This window comes from Streptosporangium sp. NPDC049078 (assembly GCF_040648855.1).
Classification (GTDB): Bacteria; Actinomycetota; Actinomycetes; order Streptosporangiales; family Streptosporangiaceae; genus Streptosporangium.
Genome location: NZ_JBEZEL010000006.1, coordinates 100899 through 120976, shown reverse-complemented (window position 1 = coordinate 120976; position 20078 = coordinate 100899). Strand labels below are relative to the sequence as shown.

Here is a 20078-nt window from a genome sequence, read left to right as displayed (position 1 = left end):
CCCGCCATCCTACGGGAACACGCGTTCGATGTGGTGTTCACCGGTGGCCAAGCATGTGCAGTTGGGTGGCGATGTCGCGGAGCACCGGGTGCGCCGCCGCCGCCTGCTCCAGGGCGACCAGGGCGCGGGCGGCTCCGGGCTCGCCGTCGAGCAGCCTGCTGGGCACCAGGTCGGTGAAGATCCGCACGCCGTGCGCCTCGCCGGGCGTGAAACCCGCCGCGGCGAGAAGCCGCTCCAGCGCCTCTCGGGTGAAGCGCCTGGGCGTGGGGTCGCGGTCGCCCCAGCGGCCCTGGGGGTCGTCCAGGACCTGGAGTGCCTCGTCGAACCTGCCCGCGATGGAGCGGTGGAGTGCGGCGGCGAGCGGGTTGGCGGCGAGCACGCTGATCACGCCGCTCTCGCGCAGCAGGCCGGCCATCGCCCGCACCGCGCCGGTCGGGTCCTCCACGTACTCCAGCACGCTGTGGCAGAGCACCAGGTCGGCCCCGCCACCCGGGAGCAACTCCCCCAGGTCCGCGGCGTCACCCTGCAGGGCGCGCACCTCCACCCCCGCCTCCGCCGCGCGGCGCTCCAGCGCGGCGAGCGAGTCGGGGCTGGGATCGACGACCGTCACGGCGTGCCCCAGGGCGGCCAGGGGAACGGCGAAACCGCCCGTTCCGCCCCCGGCGTCGACGATGTCGAGCCGCTCACGGCCTGTCGCGGCCACCCGCTCGGCCAGCACGGCACTCAGGACGTCCCACACGACCGCTGTGCGGACCGCGGGGGTGCCCGCCTGCCGTGAGATGCCTACGGCGTGCAACTTCAGATCGCCTCCTCGTTCGGTGACGAGCCCAGCCTACGCGGCGCGCCCCCCGGTGCGGCCCAAGGAGTATCCATACTCGTACTTGATCGAGTCTTTTTCCCGGCTCGGACGGATCCCATGGGCAAGCCGGGAGAAAAGGGGACACCCTGGACAGGGGTACGCCGGGGCGGGGAGACCCGGAGATCCGGGCCCCCGAGGGGCGACCGGCGAGGTGTCTGCTGCCCCTGAGCGGGTTTCCCTCGGCCGGGACGGTTGTTCCCCGCCGAGGTTTTCCCGGTCGACGTCCGGCGCGGGACCGCTAGAGCGCCAGGGACGGCTTGAGCTGCTTGAAACGGGCCATCAGCCCGTTGACGAACTGCGGCGACTCGTCGGTCGACAGCTCGGAGGCCAGGCTGACCCACTCGCTGATGACGACGCCCTCGGGAACGTCGGGCATCCACAGCAGCTCGTAGGTGCCACCGCGCAGGAGGTTGCGGTCGACCGCGGGCATGCGGTCGAGCGTCCAGCCCTCGGAGTAGGTGGTGATCAGCTCGTCGATGCGCGACCGGTGCCTGCACACGCCCTCGACGATCGTCGTGGTGTATTCGTTCACGGGCGGCTCGGCCCGCTCCAGGCGCTCGGCGAGGACGCTCAGCGGGTCCTGGCCACGCGCCTCGGCCTCGAAGAGGATGTCGAGCGCGCGCCTGCGCGCCTTACCTCGTGCCGACATCAGGCGCGGCCGAGATAATCGCCGGTGCGGGTGTCGACCTTGACCTTCTCACCGGTGGTGATGAAGAGCGGCACCTTGATCTCGGCGCCGGTCTCCAGCGTGGCGGGCTTGGTGCCGCCGGTGGAGCGGTCGCCCTGGAGGCCGGGCTCGGTCTCGGCGACGAGCAGCTCGACGGCCGCGGGCAGGTCGACGTAGAGGACGTTGCCCTCGTTGATCGCCACGGTGGCCAGCATGTTCTCCAGCAGGTAGTTGGCCGAGTCGCCGACCGCCGTCCTGGAGACGTGGAGCATGTCGTAGGTCTCGGTGTCCATGAAGACGTAGTCGTCGCCGTCCATGTAGGAGAACTGCATCTCGCGCTTGTCGACGTTGGCCACCTCGACCTTCACGCCCGCGTTGAAGGTCTTGTCGACGACCTTGCCCGATAGCACGTTCTTGAGCTTGGTGCGGACGAACGCGCCGCCCTTGCCGGGCTTGACGTGCTGGAACTCCACGACGGCCCAGAGCTCACCGCCGTCGAGCTTGAGCACCAGGCCGTTCTTGAGGTCGTTCGTCGTCGCCACTAGTCTCTCCTGCGTACGGCCGCTCTTAAAGGACGAGCAGCTCTTTGGTCGTCCGTGTGAGAAGTTCCGGTCCGCCATCGCGCACCACGAGCGTGTCCTCGATGCGGACACCGCCCCTGCCGGGAAGGTAAACCCCTGGCTCGACGGTCACCGGAACTCGATCCTCTAGTCTAGCGTGCTCATGGTCGCGCTCCGGCGCTCTCGAAGATCGTTCCGGCTTCGGAGAACCTTCCCGCTCTCCCCGGGAGTCCTGCGGGTTCTCGGGTCTCGCCGGCGAGAGGAACGGGGCCTCGTGGATCTGCAGCCCGACGCCGTGGCCGAGGCCGTGCTTGAAGAACTCCCCGTAGCCCGCCTCCCCGATCAGGTCGCGGGCCGCGGCGTCCACCTCGTGGAGCGCCGCGCCGACCCGCGCGGCCAGGCTCCCGGCCCGCTGGGCGGCGCGGACCAGGTCGTACAGCTCGCGCTGCCATCCCGCGGGCTCGCCGATCGCCACGGTCCTGGTCATGTCCGCGTGGTAGCCCCGGTACAGCGCCCCGAAGTCCATGGTGACCAGGTCGCCGCGCTCCAGCGGCCGGTCCGAGGGCGAGTGGTGCGGGATCGCGCCGTTGGGCCCGCTCGCGACGATCGAGTCGAAGGCGAGCCCGTCCGCGCCCAGTTCCACCATCCGGCGCTCCAGTGCCCTGGCGACCTCCTTCTCGGTCAGTCCGGGACGCAAGCCGGGCACGACCTCGTCGAAGGCCCTGCCGGTGAGCTCGCACGCGGTGCGGATGAGGTCGATCTCGGCGTCGTCCTTGACCGTGCGCACCGACTCCACGAGCCCGGACAGACGCGGCAGTCCTCCGCCCAGCCGGAAGTAGTCGGCGACGGACATGTGGTCGGCCTCGATGCCGGTCCGGCCGTTCTCCGGCAGCAGGGCCCCGGCGACGTCGGACGCCTCGATCACCTCCACGTCGGCGCAGACGCGCCGGGCGGCCTCGATGTAGCGGGAGTCGGTGGCCAGGGTGGCGTCGGCGTCGGCCCTGACCAGGACTGCCGCGTTGGAGCTGGCCAGGCCGGTCAGGTAGCGCACGTTCACGACGCTGGTGACCAGGATCGCGTCCGCTCGGTGAGCGGGCAGCAGGGCCGCGAGGCTCGCGCGGCGCCGGGCGTGGGTGGCGGTCATGGTAGGCATGCTATTAACCGATTTGACCAATTTTAACCGATGCCGTCACCTTAATCCTGCGACCCTGCGCTCACCGGACCGGCGGTCAGGAGGCGAGCTCCCTCACCCTCTCGATGAGCCGGACGCGCTCCTCGTGGGTGCCCGCGAGCGGGGCGACGTTGACGGTCGTGACACCCGACTCGCGCATCGCCTGCAGGCGCTCGCGGACGTGCCCCTCCGAGCCGATCAGGGACGTCCTCTCCAGCAGCTCGTGCGGTACGAGCGCGGCGGCCTCGTCCTTCCTGCCCTCCAGGTAGAGGTTCTGGATCTGCTCGGCCTCCTTCTCGTAGCCGTACCTGCGGGCGAGGTCGTTGTAGAAGTTCCTGCCCTTGGCGCCCATACCGCCGATGTAGAGCGCGGCCATCGGGCGGCCCAGCTCCAGCCAGCCGGAGACGTCGTCGCCGATGGCGAGCGGGGCCTGGGCGATCACGTCCAGCTCGCCCAGCGCCGGATCCCGCCTCGCCCCGCCCGCCGCCAGGGAGGCACCCCACACGTCGGCGGCCTTCTCCGGCACGTAGAAGATCGGCTCCCAGCCCTCGGCGAGCTCGGCGGCGAGCTCGACGTTCTTGGGACCGATGGCGGCGATCACGACGGGGATGCGCTCGCGGACCGGGTGGTTGATGAGCTTCAGCGGCTTGCCCAGCCCCGTTCCCTGGTCCGCGGGGAGCGGGACGGTGTAGTGCCTGCCCTCGTAGGTCAGGCGCTCGCGCCGCCAGACCTGACGGCAGATCTCGACGACCTCGCGGGTACGGCCGAGCGGCGCGGTGTAGGGAACACCGTGGAAGCCCTCGACGACCTGGGGGCCCGAGGCTCCCAGTCCGAGGGTGAAGCGGCCGTCGGAGACGTAGTCCAGGCCCGCGGCGGTCATGGCCAGCAGGGCGGGGGTGCGGGAGTAGACGGGCAGGATGCCGGAGGCGATCTGCAGCCTCTCGGTCCTGGCGGCGATGTAGCCCAGCTGACTGACCGCGTCGAAGCTGTACGCCTCGGCGACGAAGACGATGTCGAGCCCGGCCTTCTCGTAGTCGGCCAGCTCGGCCACCGTCTCCTTGAAGCCCCCCGAGTAGTTCAGGGCCATACCGATGCGCATCGTGAGATCGTCCTTCCGCGGTGCCGACAAAACCGAATGTTATTCCGTCGCCTCGTCGGCAAAGGCTATCGACTCACCGCCGAAGCACCAAGCCCCGCGCCGCCGCCATCGGGCCGGTAGCCTACGCATTCCGGGGTAGGGGACCCCGGAGGTGGGGGCGGGTCACCACCACAGAGCGGACGAGGAGCGGTGTGCTGAGGCAGTCGATCGTCGTGGCGGCGGCAGCGCTCGCCCTCACGCTCGGAGGGCACCGGCTCCTGCCGGAGCTGGGCGGTTTCACGCCCGTGCTGGAGAGCCTGCTCCCCTGGCTCGGGGTGGCCGTGCCGATCCTGCTGATCTGCGCGCTGGCCACCCGTTCGTGGCAGGTGATCGTCGCCGCACTGGTCCCGGCGACCGTGTGGGGCCTCATGTTCGGCCCGGCGCTGCTGCGCAGCCCGCCCGGCGGACCCAGCGACCTCTCGGTCGCCACCCTCAACGTCGGCGCGACCAACGCCGCCTCCGCCGAGGCCATGCGATCCGTCTCCAAGGGCCGCGACCTGGTCGCGGTGCAGGAACTGACCGCCGGCGGCCCCGCGGCGAAGTTCCTCAACGACCACTTCCCCCACCGCTACCGGATCGCCACGGTCGGCCTGTGGAGCCGGTTCCCGATCGCCGAGACACGCAAGGCCGACATCGGCCTCGACTGGGCGCGGGCACTGCGCGCGGTGGTCGTCACTCCCAAGGGCAGGGTGACCGTGTACGTCATGCACCTCGCCTCCGCCCGCCCGGGACAGACCGCCCAGCGCGACGAGACCCTCGCCCACGCCCGCAGGATGATCGACAGGGACGACAGCGAGCACCTGCTGCTCCTCGGCGACCTCAACACCGCCACCACCGACCGCAAGCGTTCCGGCCTGGTGCCGCCGCTGTCGGACGCCCAGCAGGAGGCCGGTACCGGATTCGGCTTCACCTGGCCCGCGTCCTTCCCCGTCACCCGCCCCGACCACATCCTGTACCGCGGCATGATCGCCACCAGCGCCGGCGTCGAGCGTGCCGCGGGCAGCGACCACCGCGCCGCCGTCGCCTCCCTGCGCCTGGCCGCCTAAAGACCCGGCGCCCTTGGGCGGGCACGGAGGGCGGACAGGTCGGCCGGGGTGTCGATGTCGGCGGGGTCGGCGACGTCGTCGCAGGGGACCGCGACGACCAGTTCCGGATGGGCCCTCAGGAACGGGCGGGCGCCCGCGTCCCCGGTCGCGAGCCTGGCGACCTCCTCGAAGTGCTCCCTCGCGATCAACACCGGGTTCCTCCGCGCGCCGCCGTAGGTGGCGACGGCGACCGAGGCGCCCCGCCGCGCGGCCTCGATGAGCCGCTCCACCGCCCGCGGGCCGACGAACGGCTGGTCCACCAGGGCGATCACCACGTGCTCGGCGACGTCCGGGATCGCGTTCAGTCCGGCCCTGAGCGAGGAGCCCATCCCCGAGCTCCACTCCGGGTTGTGGACGGTCACCACTCCCCCTATCCGCACGGTGGCCGCGCCGAGCACCACGACCACGGGACGGCAGCCGCCGTCGTGGAGGGCCCTCACCCCGCGATCCACCAGCCGCTCCCCGTGGAAGTCCACCAGCGCCTTGGGAGTGCCGAGCCGCGAGCCGGATCCGGCGGCGAGCAGCAGTCCCGCGCTCGCCGCACGCCCACCGAGCTCCGCTGCGCTCATCCGCCGGGTCCCTCGCCGTGGATCCTGCCGGAACCGTCGGTCAGCGGCCGGCCAGAGCCGCCCCAGCGCAGCTGGATCAGCTCCGCGGCGATCGAGATCGCCGTCTCCTCCGGCGTGCGCGCGCCCAGGTCCAGCCCGATCGGCGAGCGGAGCCTCTTCAGCTCGGCCTCTCCCATCCCCGCCTGCGCCAGCCGGGCCAGCCGGTCCTCGTGCGTACGGCGCGAGCCCATCGCGCCGACGTAGCCCGCCGGGGTGCGCAGCGCGACCTCCAGCAGGGGAACGTCGAACTTGGGATCGTGGGTGAGCACGCAGATCGCGGTCCGCTCGTCCACGACGGTCGAGGTGAGATAGTCGTGCGGCCACTTCACGACCACCTCGTCCGCCTCGGGGAAGCGCTTGGCCGTGGCGAACACCGGCCGGGCGTCGCACACGACCACGTGGTAGCCGAGGAACTTGCCGACCCTCGCGACCGCGGCGGCGAAGTCGATCGCGCCGAAGACCAGCATCCTGGGCGGCGGCGCGAAGGACTGGACGAAGACCGACAGCTCGTCGAGCCGTCGCTCTCCCTTCGCCCCGTACCTGCGGATGCCCGTCAGTCCCTGCGCGAGCATCCCCCTGACGTCGTCGTCCACCGCGTCGTCCAGCCGGGTCACCCCCAGGGAGCCTGAGGAGCGGTCAGGCCAGATGACCCGGCGGGTGCCGATCGCGCCCGGCCCCGACAGAACGGTCACCACCGCCACCGGCTCACGCCGCAGTACCGAGGCGGCGACCTCCCCCAGCTCGGGGAAGGTCTCCCTGGAGACGGGCTCGACGAAGATGTCCAGGATGCCGCCGCAGGTCAGGCCGACGGAGAAGGCGTCGTCGTCGCTCACCCCGTACCGCTGCAGGACGGGCGCGCCCGAGGAGACCACCTCCCTGGACAGCTCGTAGACGGCGCCCTCGACACAGCCGCCGGAGACGCTGCCCTCGGCCTCGTCGCCGAGCACCGCCATGGACGCCCCAGGTGGCCGGGGCGCGCTGCGGAAGGTGTTGACCACGGTGGCCAGGCCGAACGTCTCTCCCGCCTCCCACCATCGCAGGATCTGTGACAGAACGTCACGCATGCGTACCTCCAAGCAGCGTCGCCAGTTCCTCGAACGCGGCCAGGCTGTGCCCGGCCACGAAGTCGTCGATGTGGGGAAGCGCGGCCCGCATCCCGGCGGTGAGCGGCCGGTAGCCCTCCCTGCCCTTGTGCGGGTTCACCCAGATCACCCGGTGGGCCGTACGGGACAGCCTGGCCATCTCCGCTCCCAGCAGCGAGACGTCGCCGCGTTCCCAGCCGTCGGAGGCGATCACCACCACCGCCCCCGCCGCGTCGTTCAGCGCCAGGAGGCGCCGCAGCTCCTCCCCCAGACGGGTGCCGCCGCTCCAGTCGGGAACGGCGCGGGAGACGGCGTTCATCGCGGTCTCCGGGTCGCGGTGGCGAAGCTCGGCGGTGAGCCTGGTCAGCCGGGTGCCGACGCTGAACACCTCGGTGGCACCCGGCTCCGACCTGACCAGCGCGTGGGCGAGGCGGAGCAGCGTGTCCGCGTACGGGGTCATGGAGCCGCTCACGTCGACCAGCAGCACGACCCTGCGCGGCCTGGTCCGGTGCGCGCGGTAGCGGAGCCCGGCGATCTCCCCTCCTCTGCGCAGGGTCTCCCGGACGGTCGCCGGGCCGTCCAGCCGCCCTCGGCGCGAGGGCCGGAAACGCCGTGACGCGCGCCGCTCCCTGCCCACCCGCAGCAGGGCGAGCAGCCGGTGCGCCTCGGCGAGCTCCGCCGCCGTCATCCGGGCCACGTCCCGGGTGCGCAACACCTCCGTCGCGCTCGCGGTCGACGCCAGGGCGGGAGGCTCGCCGCCCTGGCGGTGCTCGGGGCGTACCTCGGGCCTCGCCGCGGTGTGCCGGGTGACGGTGACCGCCTCCGCTCTCGCACGGCCCGCCCGCAGCCCTGCGAAGTAGGCGCGGAAGACCCGGTCGTAGCGGGGCAGGTCCTCGGCCGAGGCGCACAGCGTGACCCTGCCCGCCCAGTAGACGTCGCCGGGCCTGGAAGCGTCCAGGTGGGACAGGGCACGCAGCAGGCCCTGGGTCCGCTCGTGGTCGGCGGACACCCCCGCGGCGCGCAGCGTCCTGGCGAAACCGGTCATGACCGCGACCAGGTCCTCCCCCGCGCCGAGTCCGGAGGGAAGCGCCGCGAGAGGGGCCCCACCGTCCGGAGCGGCCCGGGTGACGGGAGGAACGCCGGTCGAGGGGAGTCCGGTCGAGGCAGTCCCGGTCGGCGGGATTCCCACCGGGGGAGAGCCTGTCGGCGGAACACCGGTCGCGGGAGACCCGGCCGGGGGAACATCGGTGGCGGGAACACCGGTCGCGGGAGACCCGGTCGGGGGAACGCCGTCAGCGCCGGGACGCACCGAGGAATCCCTTCCCGAGCACCGTCTCGTGGTCCTCCCTGTGCTTGAGCAGGGCGCCCAGCGAGGCGGCCGCCAGGTCGGGGTCGAGCTCGCGGGCGCCGAGGGCGAGGAGTGCCTCGGTCCAGTCCAGGGTCTCGGCGATCCCCGGCGGCTTGATCAGGTCGGCCTCGCGGAGCCGCCCCGTCGCCGTGGCCACCTGCTCGGCCAGGATCTCCGAGCACTCGGGAAGCCTCCTGCGCAGGATCGCCACCTCCCTGTCGAAGGAGGGGTGGTCCAGCCAGTGGTAGAGACAGCGTCGTTTCAGCGCGTCGTGCACCTCGCGGGTGCGGTTGGAGGTGAGCACGACCACCGGCGGCCGCGCGGCGCGGATCGTACCGAGTTCGGGGACGGAGATCGCGAAGTCCGAGAGCACCTCCAGCAGGATCGCCTCGAACTCCACGTCGGCCCGGTCGACCTCGTCGATGAGCAGCACCGCGGGCTGGGTCTCGATCGCCCTCAGCAGCGGCCTGGCGATCAGGAATCTTCGGTCGTAGACCTCGCCCTCCAGCCGGGCCGCGTCGGTGACGCCCCCTGCGTTGGCCGCCTCGGCCGCCTTCAGGTGCAGGAGCTGGCGGGCGAAGTCCCAGTCGTAGAGCGCCTGGGACGCGTCGAGCCCTTCGTAGCACTGCAGGCGGATCAGTGGCGCGTCGAACACCTCGGCGAGGGTCCTGGCCAGCTCGGTCTTGCCGACTCCCGCCTCGCCTTCGAGCAACAGCGGGCGGCCCATCCGCAGCGCGAGGAAGGTCGCCGTGACGAGCCCTTCGTCTGCCAGGTATGACCGCTCGTCGAGCAGCTCCGCCAACTGCGCGGGCGACTCCACATTGGATGTCTCGATTGTCCGCCTCACCACCACCTCAGGCTACGCCCGTCGGCGGGGTCCCAGCGTGACCACACCGCACCACACCGCGCCCCGGCTCCCGCGTCTGCCCGCCCGGCGGCGGCGTCGCAGGCCCGCATCGTCGCCGGCGGGCCCCCGGCCTGCTCGGTGCTCGGTGCTCGGGACGAGCTTCAACATTTCCGTCACCAACGCCTCATTGGCGATATCGCCCGGTAGTCGTGGAAGGATCGCATCGTGCAGGACCGTTCCGCGTTTCCTCCCGGCCCAGAAGGACCGGGCCTTCACGCTGCAGGTGTTGAGTGAAGAACCTGCTCGACCGGATCAACACCCCGTCCAGGGCCGTCGTTCTGGCGTTCCTCGCGGTGGTCCTCACCGGTACGGGGCTCCTCTCGCTACCGGTCGCGGTCGCGGCGGGTGAGAGCGTCTCGTGGACGTCGGCCCTGTTCACCGCCACCTCCGCGGTGTGCGTGACCGGGCTCGCCGTGCACGACACCGCGACACACTGGTCGTTCTTCGGCGAGATCGTGCTCATGGTGCTGATGCAGATCGGCGGCTTCGGGATCATGACGCTCTCCTCGATCCTCGCGGTGATCGTCTCGGGAAAGCTCGGTCTGCGCGCCCGTCTCAACACCCAGGCCGAGACCAAGACCCTCGGTCCCGGCGACGTGCGAAAGGTGATCGTGGGGGTCGCCAAGGTCACCCTGGTCGCCGAGGCGCTCACCGCCGCGGTGCTCGCCGCCCGCTTCATGATCGGGTACGGGGAGCCGTTCGGCCGCGCCGCCTATTACGGGATTTTTCATGCGATCTCAGCGTTCACCAACGCCGGATTCGCGCTCTGGCCGGACAGCATGATGAGGTTCGTCACCGATCCGTGGATCTGCCTCCCGCTCATCACCGCGGTGGTCGCCGGAGGTCTCGGCTTCCCCGTCTACGCCGTGCTGCGGCAGAACTGGCGCCGCCCGGCGCGCTGGACACTGCACGCCAAGATCACACTGGGGATGACCGCCGTCCTGCTGTTCGGCGGGGCGGTGGCCATCACCGCCACCGAGTGGAACAACCCGGGAACGCTGGGACCCCTCTCCCCCGGCCTGCGGATCATGGCCGGGTTGTTCCACAGCACGATGACCCGCAGCGGCGGCCTGAACTCCGTGGACACCTCCCAGATGAGCGAGAACTCCTGGCTCATCAGCGACGTGCTGATGTTCATCGGAGCGGGCAGCGCGAGCACCGGGGGCGGCATCAAGGTGACGACGTTCGCGCTGCTCGGATTCGTGATCCTCGCCGAGTTGCGCGGCGAGCCCGACGTGTCGGCGGGCCGCCGCCGCGTTCCCGAGCAGCTGCAGCGGCAGGCGCTCACGATCGCCCTGCTGAGTGTGGCGTCGGTCGCGATGGGCACGTTCGCCCTGATGACGGTGACACCGTTCAAGCTCGACCGCGTACTGTTCGAGGTGGTCTCCGCCTTCGGCACGGTCGGGCTCTCGACCGGGATCACCGCCGACGTCGGCACCGTGGGACACCTCATCCTGACCATCCTGATGTTCGTCGGACGGCTCGGTCCGGTGACCCTGGGCGCCGCGCTGGCACTGCACGTACAGACCCGTCGGTTCCGATACCCGGAGGAGCGTCCCCTCGTTGGTTGACAGGAAGGGCCGCAGCGACGCGGTCGTGGTGATCGGCCTCGGCCGGTTCGGCGGCGCGCTGGCGGCGGAACTCGTGAGCCGCGACGTCGAGGTGCTCGGCGTCGACAGCGACCCCAAGAACGTGCAGCACTTCTCCGGGCGGCTCACCCACGTGGTGTGCGCCGACTCCACCGACCCCGACGCCCTCGAACAGCTGGGCATCAGGGAGTTCGGCAGGGCCGTGGTCGGCATCGGCACCGACATCGAGGCGAGCATCCTGACCACCTCGATCCTCACCGACCTGGGAGTGGCCGACATCTGGGCGAAGTCGATCAGCCTGCAGCACAGCCGGATCCTGCGGCGGGTCGGCGCGCACCACGTGGTGCAGCCGGAGCACGACATGGGCGAGCGGGTCGCGCACCTCGTCACCGGGCGCATGCTCGACTACGTCGAGGTCGACGAGGACTACGCCATGATCAAGACCCTCGCGCCCCGGTGGGCCGACGGCAAGAGTCTGAGCAGCCTGGGCATCCGCAGCGAGTACGGGGTCACCGTGGTCGGGATCAAGAAACCCGGCGGCAGGTTCACCTACGCCACCTCCGACACGGTGATCCACAACGGCGACACCCTGCTCGTGGCGGGCGACACCGACAAGGCCGAGCGGTTCGCCGAGGAGACCTGAGCGCGGGAACGCGCCGGTGCGGACCGGAACTCGGCCCCGTCGCGCACCGGCGGGTTCCCGCCGCACCGCCTACCGGGCGGTGCAGGTCACCCCGGTGGGGGCGGTGTTGGCCCCGGACCAGGCGCCGTTGAACCCGAAGGAGGTGCTGCCGCCCGAAGACAGCGCGCCGTTCCAGGACAGGTTGACCACGGTGACGGCCGAGCCGCTCGCGGTGTGCGAGCCGCTCCACAGCTGGGTGATGGTCTGGCCGCTGGGGAAGGTCCACGCGACGGTCCAGCCGGTGAGCGCGGCGGTGCCGGTGTTCTTCACCTCGACGTTGGCTCCGAAGCCGCCGTTCCACTGGTTGGTGACGGTGTAGGTCGCGGCACAGGCCTTTCCGGCCGGTGTCGGGGTCGGCGTCGGGGTCGGAGTGGGCGTCGGAGTGGGCGTCGGGGTTGGGGTCGGGGTTGGGGTCGGGGTGGGCGTCGGTGTCGGCGTCGGGCCGCTGGTGCCGGCCTTTTCGGCCGTCCAGGCGCCGACCCAGGCCAGGACCGCGTTCCAGTTGATGGCGACCTCGTTCACCGACCAGGCGTCGATGTCGTCCAGGTAGCACTTCTGCGGCCGGCAGCCGCTGAGGCGCTGCTGGGCGACCGGGTCCTCCAGGCCGCTGTTGGGACCGCCGGCCAGGGCGCCGGGCGGCGCGATGGGCAGGGAGGAGTTGATCTGGTTGGCCCAGAACCGGTGGTGAACGTTACGGGAGGGCTTGTCGCCGTAGCCGGTGACGTAGGAGTAGCCCGTCGGGTTGCGGCCGAGCTGGTACGCCATCGTCTCGAACACCCCGGTGCGGAACCGCTCGGCGCCGGAGAAGTCGTGGGCCAGGGCCAGCACGACGGTGTTGTTGAGGATCAGGTTGTTGGACCCCCAGATGTAGCCGCCGCCGGGCGGCTGGAAGGGCACCGGGTAACCCTGGCCGCGCATCACGTTCAGCAGGCCGTCGGCGGCCGAGACGAAGGAGGCCCGCAGCTGCTGGCCGATGGAGGAGGTCAGGCCGTTGGGCACCAGCGCCAGGGTGATGTCGCCCAGGCTGCCGACCTCCGCCCACAGGGCGCCCTCGTTCGTGAAACTGCGTCCGTAGTACAGCGAGGAGGAGGTCAGGTCGGTGCGGTAGGCCTGCTTGCCGGTGGTGGTGTACAGCTCGGCGGCGGCCCAGTAGAACTCGTCGGTCACCTTGCCGTCGGCGTAGGAGCCGCCGCCGGTGCCGTCGGAGGCCGGGGCGAACCGCGAGGGGTTGGCCTTGGCCGCGGCGTAGGCCTTCTCCGCCGCGGTCAGGCAGCGGGCGGAGAACGCGGAGTCGATGGACGCCCACACCCGGGCGCACTGGGCGGCCGCGGCGGCCAGGTTCAGGGTGGCGGCGGTGCTGGGCGCCGACAGCACCCGGGCCTCGGGGTCCTGGGCGGGCAGCAGCGGCAGCCCGGTCCAGTTGGCGTCGTGGATCTTGTGGTGGGCCATGCCGGCCAGCGGGCGGCCGTCGGGGACCTGCATCTTCAGCAGGAAGTCGATCTCCCAGCGGGCCTCGTCCAGGATGTCGGGCACGCCGTTGCCGCGCTCGGGGATGGACATGGTGCCGTCGGCGAAGGCGCCTGTGTCGGCGCCGGGGATGTTCCTGGCCCGCTCGTAGGTGTTGACCAGCTGCCAGGCGGACATGCCGCCGTTGATCACGTACTTGCCGTGGTCGCCGGCGTCGTACCAGCCGCCGCGCACGTCCAGCCGGTAGCCGCAGTCGCTGCGGCACGGCACGTTGTTGTCACCCTGGTTGGGAGAGACGTTCAGGTGGCCGGCGGCGCGGGCGTACTGGCTTCCCCCGGCGTACTGGGAGGTGATCGCGATGCCGCTGCGCTGGTGGTAGAAGAACGCCAGCGCGTCGTAGGGCAGCTTCTTCCAGGCGGCGGTGCCGATGTCGAAGGGGTGGCTGGACTCGTTGTTCACCGTGAGCACGTAGTTGGTGCCGGTCCCGGTGTAGGACGAGAAGTCGATCTTGTGGACGGAGTCGCCGGAGGGGGAGTCGGCGCCGAAGACGGTCGTGGTGCCACTGGACACCACCTGGTCGGAACCGTTCAGCAGGCTCCAGGTCAGCGGTGATCCCGAGTTGCTGATCACGGTCGCCTGCTTGGCCGCGTCGGGCGCGTAGGCGACCTGGTTGACCTTGATGTTCTGGCCGAGCGCCGGTCGGACGACGGCATGGGCGGTTCCTGTGGTGACGGCCGCGGTGATCGATGCCGCGGCCAGGGCTACGGCCAGCGCCGCCGCCGACAGCCGAATCCGGCCTGACGTGTTCACGTGGAGTCCTCTCGGCCTGTACTGCGTGGGCTTCGCATCTTGGAACCCTCAGACCGGGAAAAGACAGTCACCACCATCGAAGAGAACGCTTCACGCAGCTCACAGCGATGTTTCCGGCGAATGACCGTGTAACTTTCATGGGGTTCCAGCGATTCGCGGAACCGGGGCGTGACCGCTTTTCCCACGGCCCGCACACATCTCCCCGCGTCCCCGCCGGGAGGTCACGCTCGCGCACATCACCAAGCCGACCGGCTCCGGGACCCCCGGGAAGGCCCGGCGGGCCCGGCGGGCTCAGCGGGCCATTGGGCCCCCTGAGCCCCCGCAGGGCGGCTCAGCCGGTCTCGGACGCCTCTCCGCGCTCCCTGATGAGGGCGGCGAGCTCGCGGACCTGGCGGACGGCACGGTCCTTCTCCGAGCCCTGCAGGCCCATCGCACCGACCGTGGCCCCGTCGGTGAAATCGATCTTCGCCCAGGGCTCGTGCTCGATCAGGGTGACCCCGAGCACCTCGGGCCACTCGTAGCGGTGCACCCGCAGCGGGTTGACGACGGTGACCCCCTGCTCGTCGGCCTCCACCCGGACCCGTCCCAGCAGGTGCAGGACCCCGGCGACCACCCCGCCCAGCGCGATCATCGCGATCCTGTCGGCCAGGGTGAACTGCTCGGACAGGAAGATCGCCATCAGCACCGCGCCGAACATGATCAGACCGGCGAAGCCGTAGGCGGCGATCCGTCCCCTCTTGGGCCGCCACACGACGGGCAGCGGGGGCGGGGAGACGCTCTCCTGGCTCACTCTCAGATCACGATCCTTCGGAAAACCACCGGCAGGAACGGCTGTGACAGCTGGTCACGACGCCGTTGGCAACCTACCGCACGGCCCCGCCGCACCGACCACGAGGCACGGTGGAGCGGGGCCGCGAGCGATCTCTAGGAACGGAGTTCCCGCAGCAGCAGCGCCGTCTCCAGCGCGGCGACGGTGGCCTCGTAGCCCTTGTCCTCGTGGCTGCCGGGCAGGCCCGACCTGTCGAGGGCCTGGTCGAGGGACTCGCAGGTCAGCACGCCGTTGCCGACCGGGACCTCCTCGTCCAGGGAGATCCGGGTCAGGCCCGAGGTGACGGAGTCGCACACGTAGTCGAAGTGGGGGGTCTCACCGCGGATCACGACCCCGAGGGCGACGACCGCGTCGTACTTCCTGGCCAGGACCTGCGCCACGACCGGGATCTCCAGCGATCCGGTCACCCGCACCACGGTCATCTCCGCGCCGCTGTCCCTGCCCGCCTGCTCGGCCCGCGCCACGAGCTGATCGGTGATCTTCTCGTGCCACCGGGCGGCGACGACGCCGACGGTCAGCCCCTTCGCCCGCACGGCCTCGGCCGCCGGCCGTCCGACCCCGCTCACGCGATCACTCCGTGCCCGCTGCCCCGCTCCGCCCGGTGCACCCGCTCACTCATGCGCCCTCCCTGGGAATCTCGTGGCCGAGGCGGTCGCGCTTGGCCGACAGGTATTTCTCGTTGTGCGGGTTCATCGCCACCGGCATGGGCTCGCGGCCGAGCACCTTGATGCCGTAGCCGTCCATGCCGCGCAGCTTGGCCGGGTTGTTGGTCAGCAGCCGGATCGACTTCACCCCGAGATCGGCGAGGATCTGCCCGGCGTTGGAGAACTCCCGCGCGTCCACGGGCAGACCGAGCTCCAGGTTGGCGTCGACGGTGTCGCTGCCGGCGTCCTGGAGGCCGTACGCCCTGAGCTTGGCCAGCAGCCCGATACCGCGCCCCTCGTGCCCGCGCAGGTAGACGACCACCCCTCTGCCCTCGGCGGCGATCCGCGACATGGCGTGGTCGAGCTGCACCCCGCAGTCGCACCGCAGCGACCCGAGCACGTCGCCGGTCAGGCATTCGGAGTGCGCCCTGACCATGACGTTCTCGCCGTCCTCGATGTCGCCGAGGACGAGGGCGAGGTGCTCTCCGCCGTCCAGCGAGCTCGCGAAGCCGTAGGCCCGCCACTCGCCGTACCTGTTCGGCAGCCGTGTCTCGGCGACCCTGGTCACCATCCGCTCGGTGCGGCGTCTGAACTCCACCAGCTGCTCGATCGAGACGAGCGCCAGATCGTGCTCGTCGCAGAAGTCGCGCAGCTGCGGCAGCCGCATCATGGTGCCGTCGTCGTTGACGACCTCGGCGAGCACGCCCGCCTCGCTCAGCCCGGCGAGCCTGGCCAGGTCCACCGACGCCTCGGTGTGGCCGCGCCTGGCCAGGACGCCGCCTTCCCGGTAGCGGAGCGGGAAGACGTGTCCTGGCCGCACCAGCTCGGCCGGCTCGGTCGCCGAGTCGGCCAGCGCGCGGATCGTGCGGGCCCTGTCGGCGGCGGAGATGCCGGTGCTCACCCCGTCCCTGGCGTCCACGCTGATCGTGTACGCGGTGCGCAGGCGCTCCTTGTTGTCGTAGACCATCAGCGGCAGGCCGAGCCTGTCGAGGTCCTCGCCGCGCATCGGCACGCAGACCACGCCGCTGCTGTGCCGGATGGTGAAGGCGAGCAGCGCCGGGGTGGCCCTGGAGGCGGCGAAGATGATGTCGCCCTCGTTCTCGCGGTTCTCGTCGTCGACGACCACGACGGCCTTGCCCTCGCGGATGTCGGCGATCGCGCGCTCGATCGGATCCAGCTTGATCACGAGGCCTCCTCGGGGGCGGGCACGGCGCTCCGGACGGATTCACCGGCCGGGACGTACGCCCCGACGAGCTTCTCCACGTGCTTGGCGATCACATCGACCTCGAGGTTCACCGGGTCTCCCGGCCGCTTCGCGCCCAGGGTGGTGAGGCTCAGGGTGGTGGGGATCAGGCTGACGGCGAAGCCTCCGGAGCCGACGCCCATCACGGTGAGGCTGACGCCGTCGACGGCGATCGAGCCCTTCTCGACCACGTAGCGGTCGAGCTCGGGCGGCAGGGAGATGTGGACGACCTCCCAGTGCTCGGCGGGCTCCCGCGACAGCAGGACGCCCGTCCCATCCACGTGGCCCTGGACGATGTGGCCGCCCAGTCGCTGGTCGGCGCGGACGGCGCGCTCCAGGTTGACCGGGGAGCCGGGTCTCAGCGCGCCGAGGGAGCTGCGGTCGAGGGTCTCCTTCATCACGTCGGCGGTGAACACCTCGCCCTCCACGTCCACCACGGTGAGGCAGACGCCGTTGACGGCGATCGAGTCACCGTGCCCGGCGTCCGAGGTGACCGTTTTACCGCGGATCGAGAGCCTGGCCGCGTCGGTCAGCGGCTCGATTCCGGCGATCTCTCCCAGTTCTTCGATGATTCCGGTGAACATTCACAACTCCTTGCGGGGGACCGCCCGGACGGCCGGGCTCGGGAGAGGCGTCCGGGACGCCCAGGGACGCGGGCCGGGGGGCAGAAGACCGACAGAGCGTGTCCCAGGAAGGCGGGGCGCGCTCGGGAAGCTCAGGAAGGGGGAAATGCCGATGTGCCCGGACCGTGAACGGCCGGGCGGGGAATACGGGAAATGCGGGGAATGCGGGAAATGGTGGGGGCCGACGGCGCCGCGCCCGTGAGGGGCACATCCGACCGCCTGGCGCGTCCGCGCCGGATCAGTCACCCGAGGTCTCCTACTCGCCAGTAGCTTTTCGCCACGGCGGGCCCCGGGGGATCAACGGATGCGTACACCCGATCGGTGAAGGGTGCCCGAAGACACTCCTTCACCCGCGCGCTTCCTCCCATCCGGACTTTAACCGTCGGTCCTGGAGTTTCACCAGGTCAACCGGTCGATGGCTTCGACCGGGTCGCGGACTGTAACCGCCGGCTCGGAATTTCACCGACCCCGGAGCACGCTGCTCTGCTTTTCTCGTTCGATCGAAGGGCACACCGCGGACGGCTCACCCTCCTCTACCAGTGTGCCATGTCCGGAAAACCGGACGACACGCTCTTCCATCATGTGGAACAAGCGAGCACTTGGTCGAGTTACGCCGCGCGCTCGGCGACCGCCTTCCGCGCCTTCAGCGCGTCCGGGGAGTAGCGCACCTGCTCGGGCACCAGGCCGATCCCGGCGTGCAGGGCCCGCAGGGAGGCCGTCGCCCACAGATCGCCCAGAGGGGTGGCGGGCAGGCCGTACAGCCTGCGGGCCCAGCGCGGCAGGGTCGCGAAGGCGAGCCCGGTGATGAGGGGGAACATCGGCTTGAGAGCGGTCAGGCGCGCCGGGAGCGGCGCGTTGAGCGACCGCAGGAGCGGGTGGGCCACCTCGGGGACGAAGTAGAGGCCGGGGCGGCTGGCCCGGATGTAGTCGTCCATCTCACCGACCGAGCCGGGCACGTCCTCGGGACGAAGTCCGACCACCTCGGCCACCCGACGCCACTCGGCGACGAACCTGTCGGCCTCCTCGTCGGTCAGGCGCACTCCCGCGCGCCGGGCGACCGAGAGGTAGGAGTCGACCTCGCCGACGTGGACCCAGAGCAGCGCGTCGGGGTCGTCGAGGCGGAACCGCTCGCCGGTGTCGAGGTCGAGGGCGGTGAGGCCGGCATGGATCTTCCGAACCCTGGCTCCCGCCCGGGCGACCTCGGCGGTCGTGCCGTAAACGCGGACCCGGACGAACTCGGTGGTGCGCACGAAGCGGGACCACGCCTCGGCCGGGTCCATGAGCGCGGAGTTCTGCGCGACCCCGCGCATCGCCCGGGGGTGCAGCCCCTGCATGAGTAACGCGCGGAAACCGGCGACGAGCAGGATCCGCTCGCCCATCACCTTCCAGGTCACCGACTCCGGTCCGAACAGGCCGTGATCCATGCGTCGCCTCCCTCACACGTACTGACGACGTTACAGGAGGGGTCTAAACCCATATGTCCCGAATCTGCGACACAAGCGAGACGAGATCCGGGCAGGGGTGTCACGACCAGGTCATCAAAGTGTCACAGATCCGTGAAAACCACCATTTATGTGCGCCGATTCTTTCACTCCGCCCCCCCATCACGTCAACGGAATTGACGCTACGAACAGATGGAAATTACACAACGATAAAATGAGTAAGGAGCAGACCATTGATTTGACCTTCACTGCTTTGCGATGGTTCCAAGGATCAGGCTCAACCATGCTCGTTGGGAGCGCCCGCACGATGACCATCCCTGCACCAGCCGCGTCCACCACCGAGGACCCCCTCTCGGTGAAGGCAACGGAGACGGTGGGCCGTTCCCCCGGCCAGTTGATGTGGCTGCGCTTCCGTCGCGACCCCACCGGAATCGCCTCGGCCCTCGTGGTGATCTTCTTCTTCCTCGTCGCGATCCTCGCGCCGGTCATCTCCTGGCTCTACGGAAAGGACCCCTACACCCTCTACGGCCAGGACACCCCCGGGCTGCTGAACGACTTCGGCTACCCGGTGCTGCCCAACGGCGGCATGAGCTCGGACTTCTGGTTCGGCGTCGAGCCCGGCCTGGGCCGCGACGTGTTCATGCAGCTCGTCTACGGCATCAGGACCTCGCTGATGATCGCGATGGCCGCGACGCTGCTCATCTCGATGATCGGCATCGTGATGGGCATCGTCGCCGGGTACATCGGGGGCAGAACCGACTACTTCATCGGCCGCCTGATCGACATCGTCCTCTCGTTCCCCTCGACCCTGTTCATCATCGCGTTCATGCCGGTGGTGGAGAACCTCTTCGTCGACCCCTCGGAGGAGACGCCGGTCTGGCTGCGCGCGGTGACGCTCATCACCCTGCTGACGGCCTTCGGCTGGGCCGGCATCGCCCGGCTGCTGCGCGGCCAGGTGCTCTCCATGCGCGAGCGGGAGTTCGTCGAGGCCGCCAAGGTGACCGGCGCCTCCCCCGCGCGGATCATCTTCAAGGAGCTGCTGCCCAACCTGTGGACACCGATCCTGATCCAGTCGACCCTGCTGCTGCCCGCGATGGTGACCGCCGAGGCGGCCCTGTCCTTCCTGGGCGTCGGCATGATCGAGCCCATCCCCGACTGGGGCCGGATGTTCCTGCGGGGCACCGAGGTCTACCAGAACGACATCACCTACCTCATCTTCCCCGGCGCGGCTCTGCTCATCTTCGTGATCGCCTTCAACCTTCTCGGTGACTCGGTCCGCGACGCCTTCGATCCAAAGCTCAAGCGTTAGACCCGATAGGAGAGA

General features: G+C 70.5%; 19 protein-coding genes and 1 riboswitch. Of the genes, 4 read left to right on the top strand and 15 right to left on the bottom strand.

The window, feature by feature from the left end; genetic code table 11:
* Positions 1–37: 37 nt before the first annotated feature.
* From AB0B90_RS11765 to AB0B90_RS11745, 5 genes are all read right to left on the bottom strand, one after another.
* A complete protein-coding gene (locus AB0B90_RS11765) occupies positions 38–796 on the bottom strand; it encodes a methyltransferase domain-containing protein (protein WP_350948089.1) in 759 nt (252 codons plus the stop codon).
* Positions 797–1097: 301 nt separating this feature from the next.
* Complete coding sequence (nusB, locus tag AB0B90_RS11760; RefSeq protein ID WP_350948088.1) at positions 1098–1508, bottom strand: transcription antitermination factor NusB; 411 nt, start codon at positions 1506–1508, stop codon at positions 1098–1100.
* Positions 1508–2068 (bottom strand): elongation factor P, encoded by a 561-nt coding sequence (gene efp / locus AB0B90_RS11755; RefSeq protein ID WP_350948087.1) that lies wholly within the window; start codon positions 2066–2068, stop codon positions 1508–1510. The genes nusB and efp overlap by 1 nt, the downstream gene beginning before the upstream one ends.
* Positions 2069–2093: 25 nt before the next feature.
* Positions 2094–3230 (bottom strand): aminopeptidase P family protein, encoded by a 1137-nt coding sequence (locus AB0B90_RS11750; RefSeq protein ID WP_362922326.1) that lies wholly within the window; start codon positions 3228–3230, stop codon positions 2094–2096.
* 85 nt (positions 3231–3315) lie between these two features.
* Positions 3316–4356, bottom strand: coding sequence for an LLM class F420-dependent oxidoreductase (locus AB0B90_RS11745; protein ID WP_350948085.1), 1041 nt, complete (start codon positions 4354–4356; stop codon positions 3316–3318).
* A gap of 191 nt (positions 4357–4547) precedes the next feature.
* Between AB0B90_RS11745 and AB0B90_RS11740 the strand changes: the two genes are divergently transcribed.
* Positions 4548–5441 (top strand): endonuclease/exonuclease/phosphatase family protein, encoded by an 894-nt coding sequence (locus AB0B90_RS11740; RefSeq protein ID WP_362922324.1) that lies wholly within the window; start codon positions 4548–4550, stop codon positions 5439–5441.
* Here the strand turns inward: AB0B90_RS11740 and AB0B90_RS11735 are convergent.
* From AB0B90_RS11735 to AB0B90_RS11720, 4 genes are all read right to left on the bottom strand, one after another.
* The gene (locus tag AB0B90_RS11735; protein ID WP_362922322.1) at positions 5438–6049 is read right to left on the bottom strand and encodes a nucleotidyltransferase family protein; all 612 of its coding nucleotides are present in this window, start codon (positions 6047–6049) and stop codon (positions 5438–5440) included. The two genes, AB0B90_RS11740 and AB0B90_RS11735, sit on opposite strands and share 4 nt — an antisense overlap.
* Positions 6046–7152 carry an XdhC/CoxI family protein gene (locus AB0B90_RS11730; protein WP_350948082.1) on the bottom strand — a complete coding sequence of 369 codons (1107 nt, stop codon included), beginning with the start codon at positions 7150–7152 and terminating at the stop codon, positions 6046–6048. Before AB0B90_RS11730 ends, AB0B90_RS11735 begins: the two co-directional genes overlap by 4 nt.
* Entirely contained in the window at positions 7145–8359 is a 1215-nt protein-coding gene (locus AB0B90_RS11725; protein WP_362922319.1) for a VWA domain-containing protein, read from the bottom strand. The genes AB0B90_RS11730 and AB0B90_RS11725 overlap by 8 nt, the downstream gene beginning before the upstream one ends.
* Positions 8360–8462: 103 nt before the next feature.
* Positions 8463–9368 carry a MoxR family ATPase gene (locus tag AB0B90_RS11720; protein ID WP_350948080.1) on the bottom strand — a complete coding sequence of 302 codons (906 nt, stop codon included), beginning with the start codon at positions 9366–9368 and terminating at the stop codon, positions 8463–8465.
* 287 nt (positions 9369–9655) lie between these two features.
* Between AB0B90_RS11720 and AB0B90_RS11715 the strand changes: the two genes are divergently transcribed.
* On the top strand, positions 9656–10996 hold the full coding sequence (locus AB0B90_RS11715; protein ID WP_350948079.1) for a potassium transporter TrkG: 1341 nt from the start codon (positions 9656–9658) through the stop codon (positions 10994–10996).
* Positions 10989–11657 (top strand): TrkA family potassium uptake protein, encoded by a 669-nt coding sequence (locus AB0B90_RS11710; protein WP_350948078.1) that lies wholly within the window; start codon positions 10989–10991, stop codon positions 11655–11657. The genes AB0B90_RS11715 and AB0B90_RS11710 overlap by 8 nt, the downstream gene beginning before the upstream one ends.
* Before the next feature lie 69 nt (positions 11658–11726).
* Here AB0B90_RS11710 and AB0B90_RS11705 read toward each other — a convergent pair whose 3' ends face one another.
* The 6 genes from AB0B90_RS11705 to AB0B90_RS11680 all read right to left on the bottom strand — a co-directional run bounded on the left by AB0B90_RS11705 (position 11727) and on the right by AB0B90_RS11680 (position 18736).
* Positions 11727–13973, bottom strand: coding sequence for a glycoside hydrolase family 9 protein (locus AB0B90_RS11705; protein WP_362922316.1), 2247 nt, complete (start codon positions 13971–13973; stop codon positions 11727–11729).
* A gap of 331 nt (positions 13974–14304) precedes the next feature.
* A complete protein-coding gene (locus tag AB0B90_RS11700) occupies positions 14305–14763 on the bottom strand; it encodes a PH domain-containing protein (protein ID WP_350948076.1) in 459 nt (152 codons plus the stop codon).
* 134 nt (positions 14764–14897) lie between these two features.
* Positions 14898–15368, bottom strand: a complete 471-nt coding sequence (gene ribH, locus AB0B90_RS11695) for a 6,7-dimethyl-8-ribityllumazine synthase (RefSeq protein ID WP_350948075.1) — start codon at positions 15366–15368, stop codon at positions 14898–14900.
* A gap of 49 nt (positions 15369–15417) precedes the next feature.
* Entirely contained in the window at positions 15418–16632 is a 1215-nt protein-coding gene (locus AB0B90_RS11690) for a bifunctional 3,4-dihydroxy-2-butanone-4-phosphate synthase/GTP cyclohydrolase II (protein ID WP_350948074.1), read from the bottom strand.
* The gene (locus AB0B90_RS11685; RefSeq protein WP_350948073.1) at positions 16629–17273 is read right to left on the bottom strand and encodes a riboflavin synthase; all 645 of its coding nucleotides are present in this window, start codon (positions 17271–17273) and stop codon (positions 16629–16631) included. The genes AB0B90_RS11690 and AB0B90_RS11685 overlap by 4 nt, the downstream gene beginning before the upstream one ends.
* Before the next feature lie 389 nt (positions 17274–17662).
* A riboswitch (FMN riboswitch) is annotated at positions 17663–17793 on the bottom strand.
* 127 nt (positions 17794–17920) lie between these two features.
* Positions 17921–18736 (bottom strand): oxygenase MpaB family protein, encoded by an 816-nt coding sequence (locus tag AB0B90_RS11680; protein WP_362922313.1) that lies wholly within the window; start codon positions 18734–18736, stop codon positions 17921–17923.
* A gap of 325 nt (positions 18737–19061) precedes the next feature.
* Here AB0B90_RS11680 and AB0B90_RS11675 point away from each other — a divergent pair, with 325 nt between their 5' ends.
* Positions 19062–20063, top strand: coding sequence for an ABC transporter permease (locus AB0B90_RS11675; RefSeq protein WP_350948071.1), 1002 nt, complete (start codon positions 19062–19064; stop codon positions 20061–20063).
* Positions 20064–20078: the final 15 nt, after the last annotated feature.

Bases quoted from the DNA above. Each gene is read 5' to 3' on its own strand.
- AB0B90_RS11680 (WP_362922313.1), bottom strand. From the start codon at position 18,736: ATGGATCACGGCCTGTTCGGACCGGAGTCGGTGACCTGGAAGGTGATG.
- AB0B90_RS11750 (WP_362922326.1), bottom strand. From the start codon at position 3,230: ATGACCGCCACCCACGCCCGGCGCCGCGCGAGCCTCGCGGCCCTGCTG.
- AB0B90_RS11675 (WP_350948071.1), top strand. From the start codon at position 19,062: ATGACCATCCCTGCACCAGCCGCGTCCACCACCGAGGACCCCCTCTCG.
- nusB (WP_350948088.1), bottom strand. From the start codon at position 1,508: ATGTCGGCACGAGGTAAGGCGCGCAGGCGCGCGCTCGACATCCTCTTC.
- AB0B90_RS11745 (WP_350948085.1), bottom strand. From the start codon at position 4,356: ATGCGCATCGGTATGGCCCTGAACTACTCGGGGGGCTTCAAGGAGACG.
- AB0B90_RS11730 (WP_350948082.1), bottom strand. From the start codon at position 7,152: ATGCGTGACGTTCTGTCACAGATCCTGCGATGGTGGGAGGCGGGAGAG.
- AB0B90_RS11735 (WP_362922322.1), bottom strand. From the start codon at position 6,049: ATGAGCGCAGCGGAGCTCGGTGGGCGTGCGGCGAGCGCGGGACTGCTG.
- AB0B90_RS11685 (WP_350948073.1), bottom strand. From the start codon at position 17,273: ATGTTCACCGGAATCATCGAAGAACTGGGAGAGATCGCCGGAATCGAG.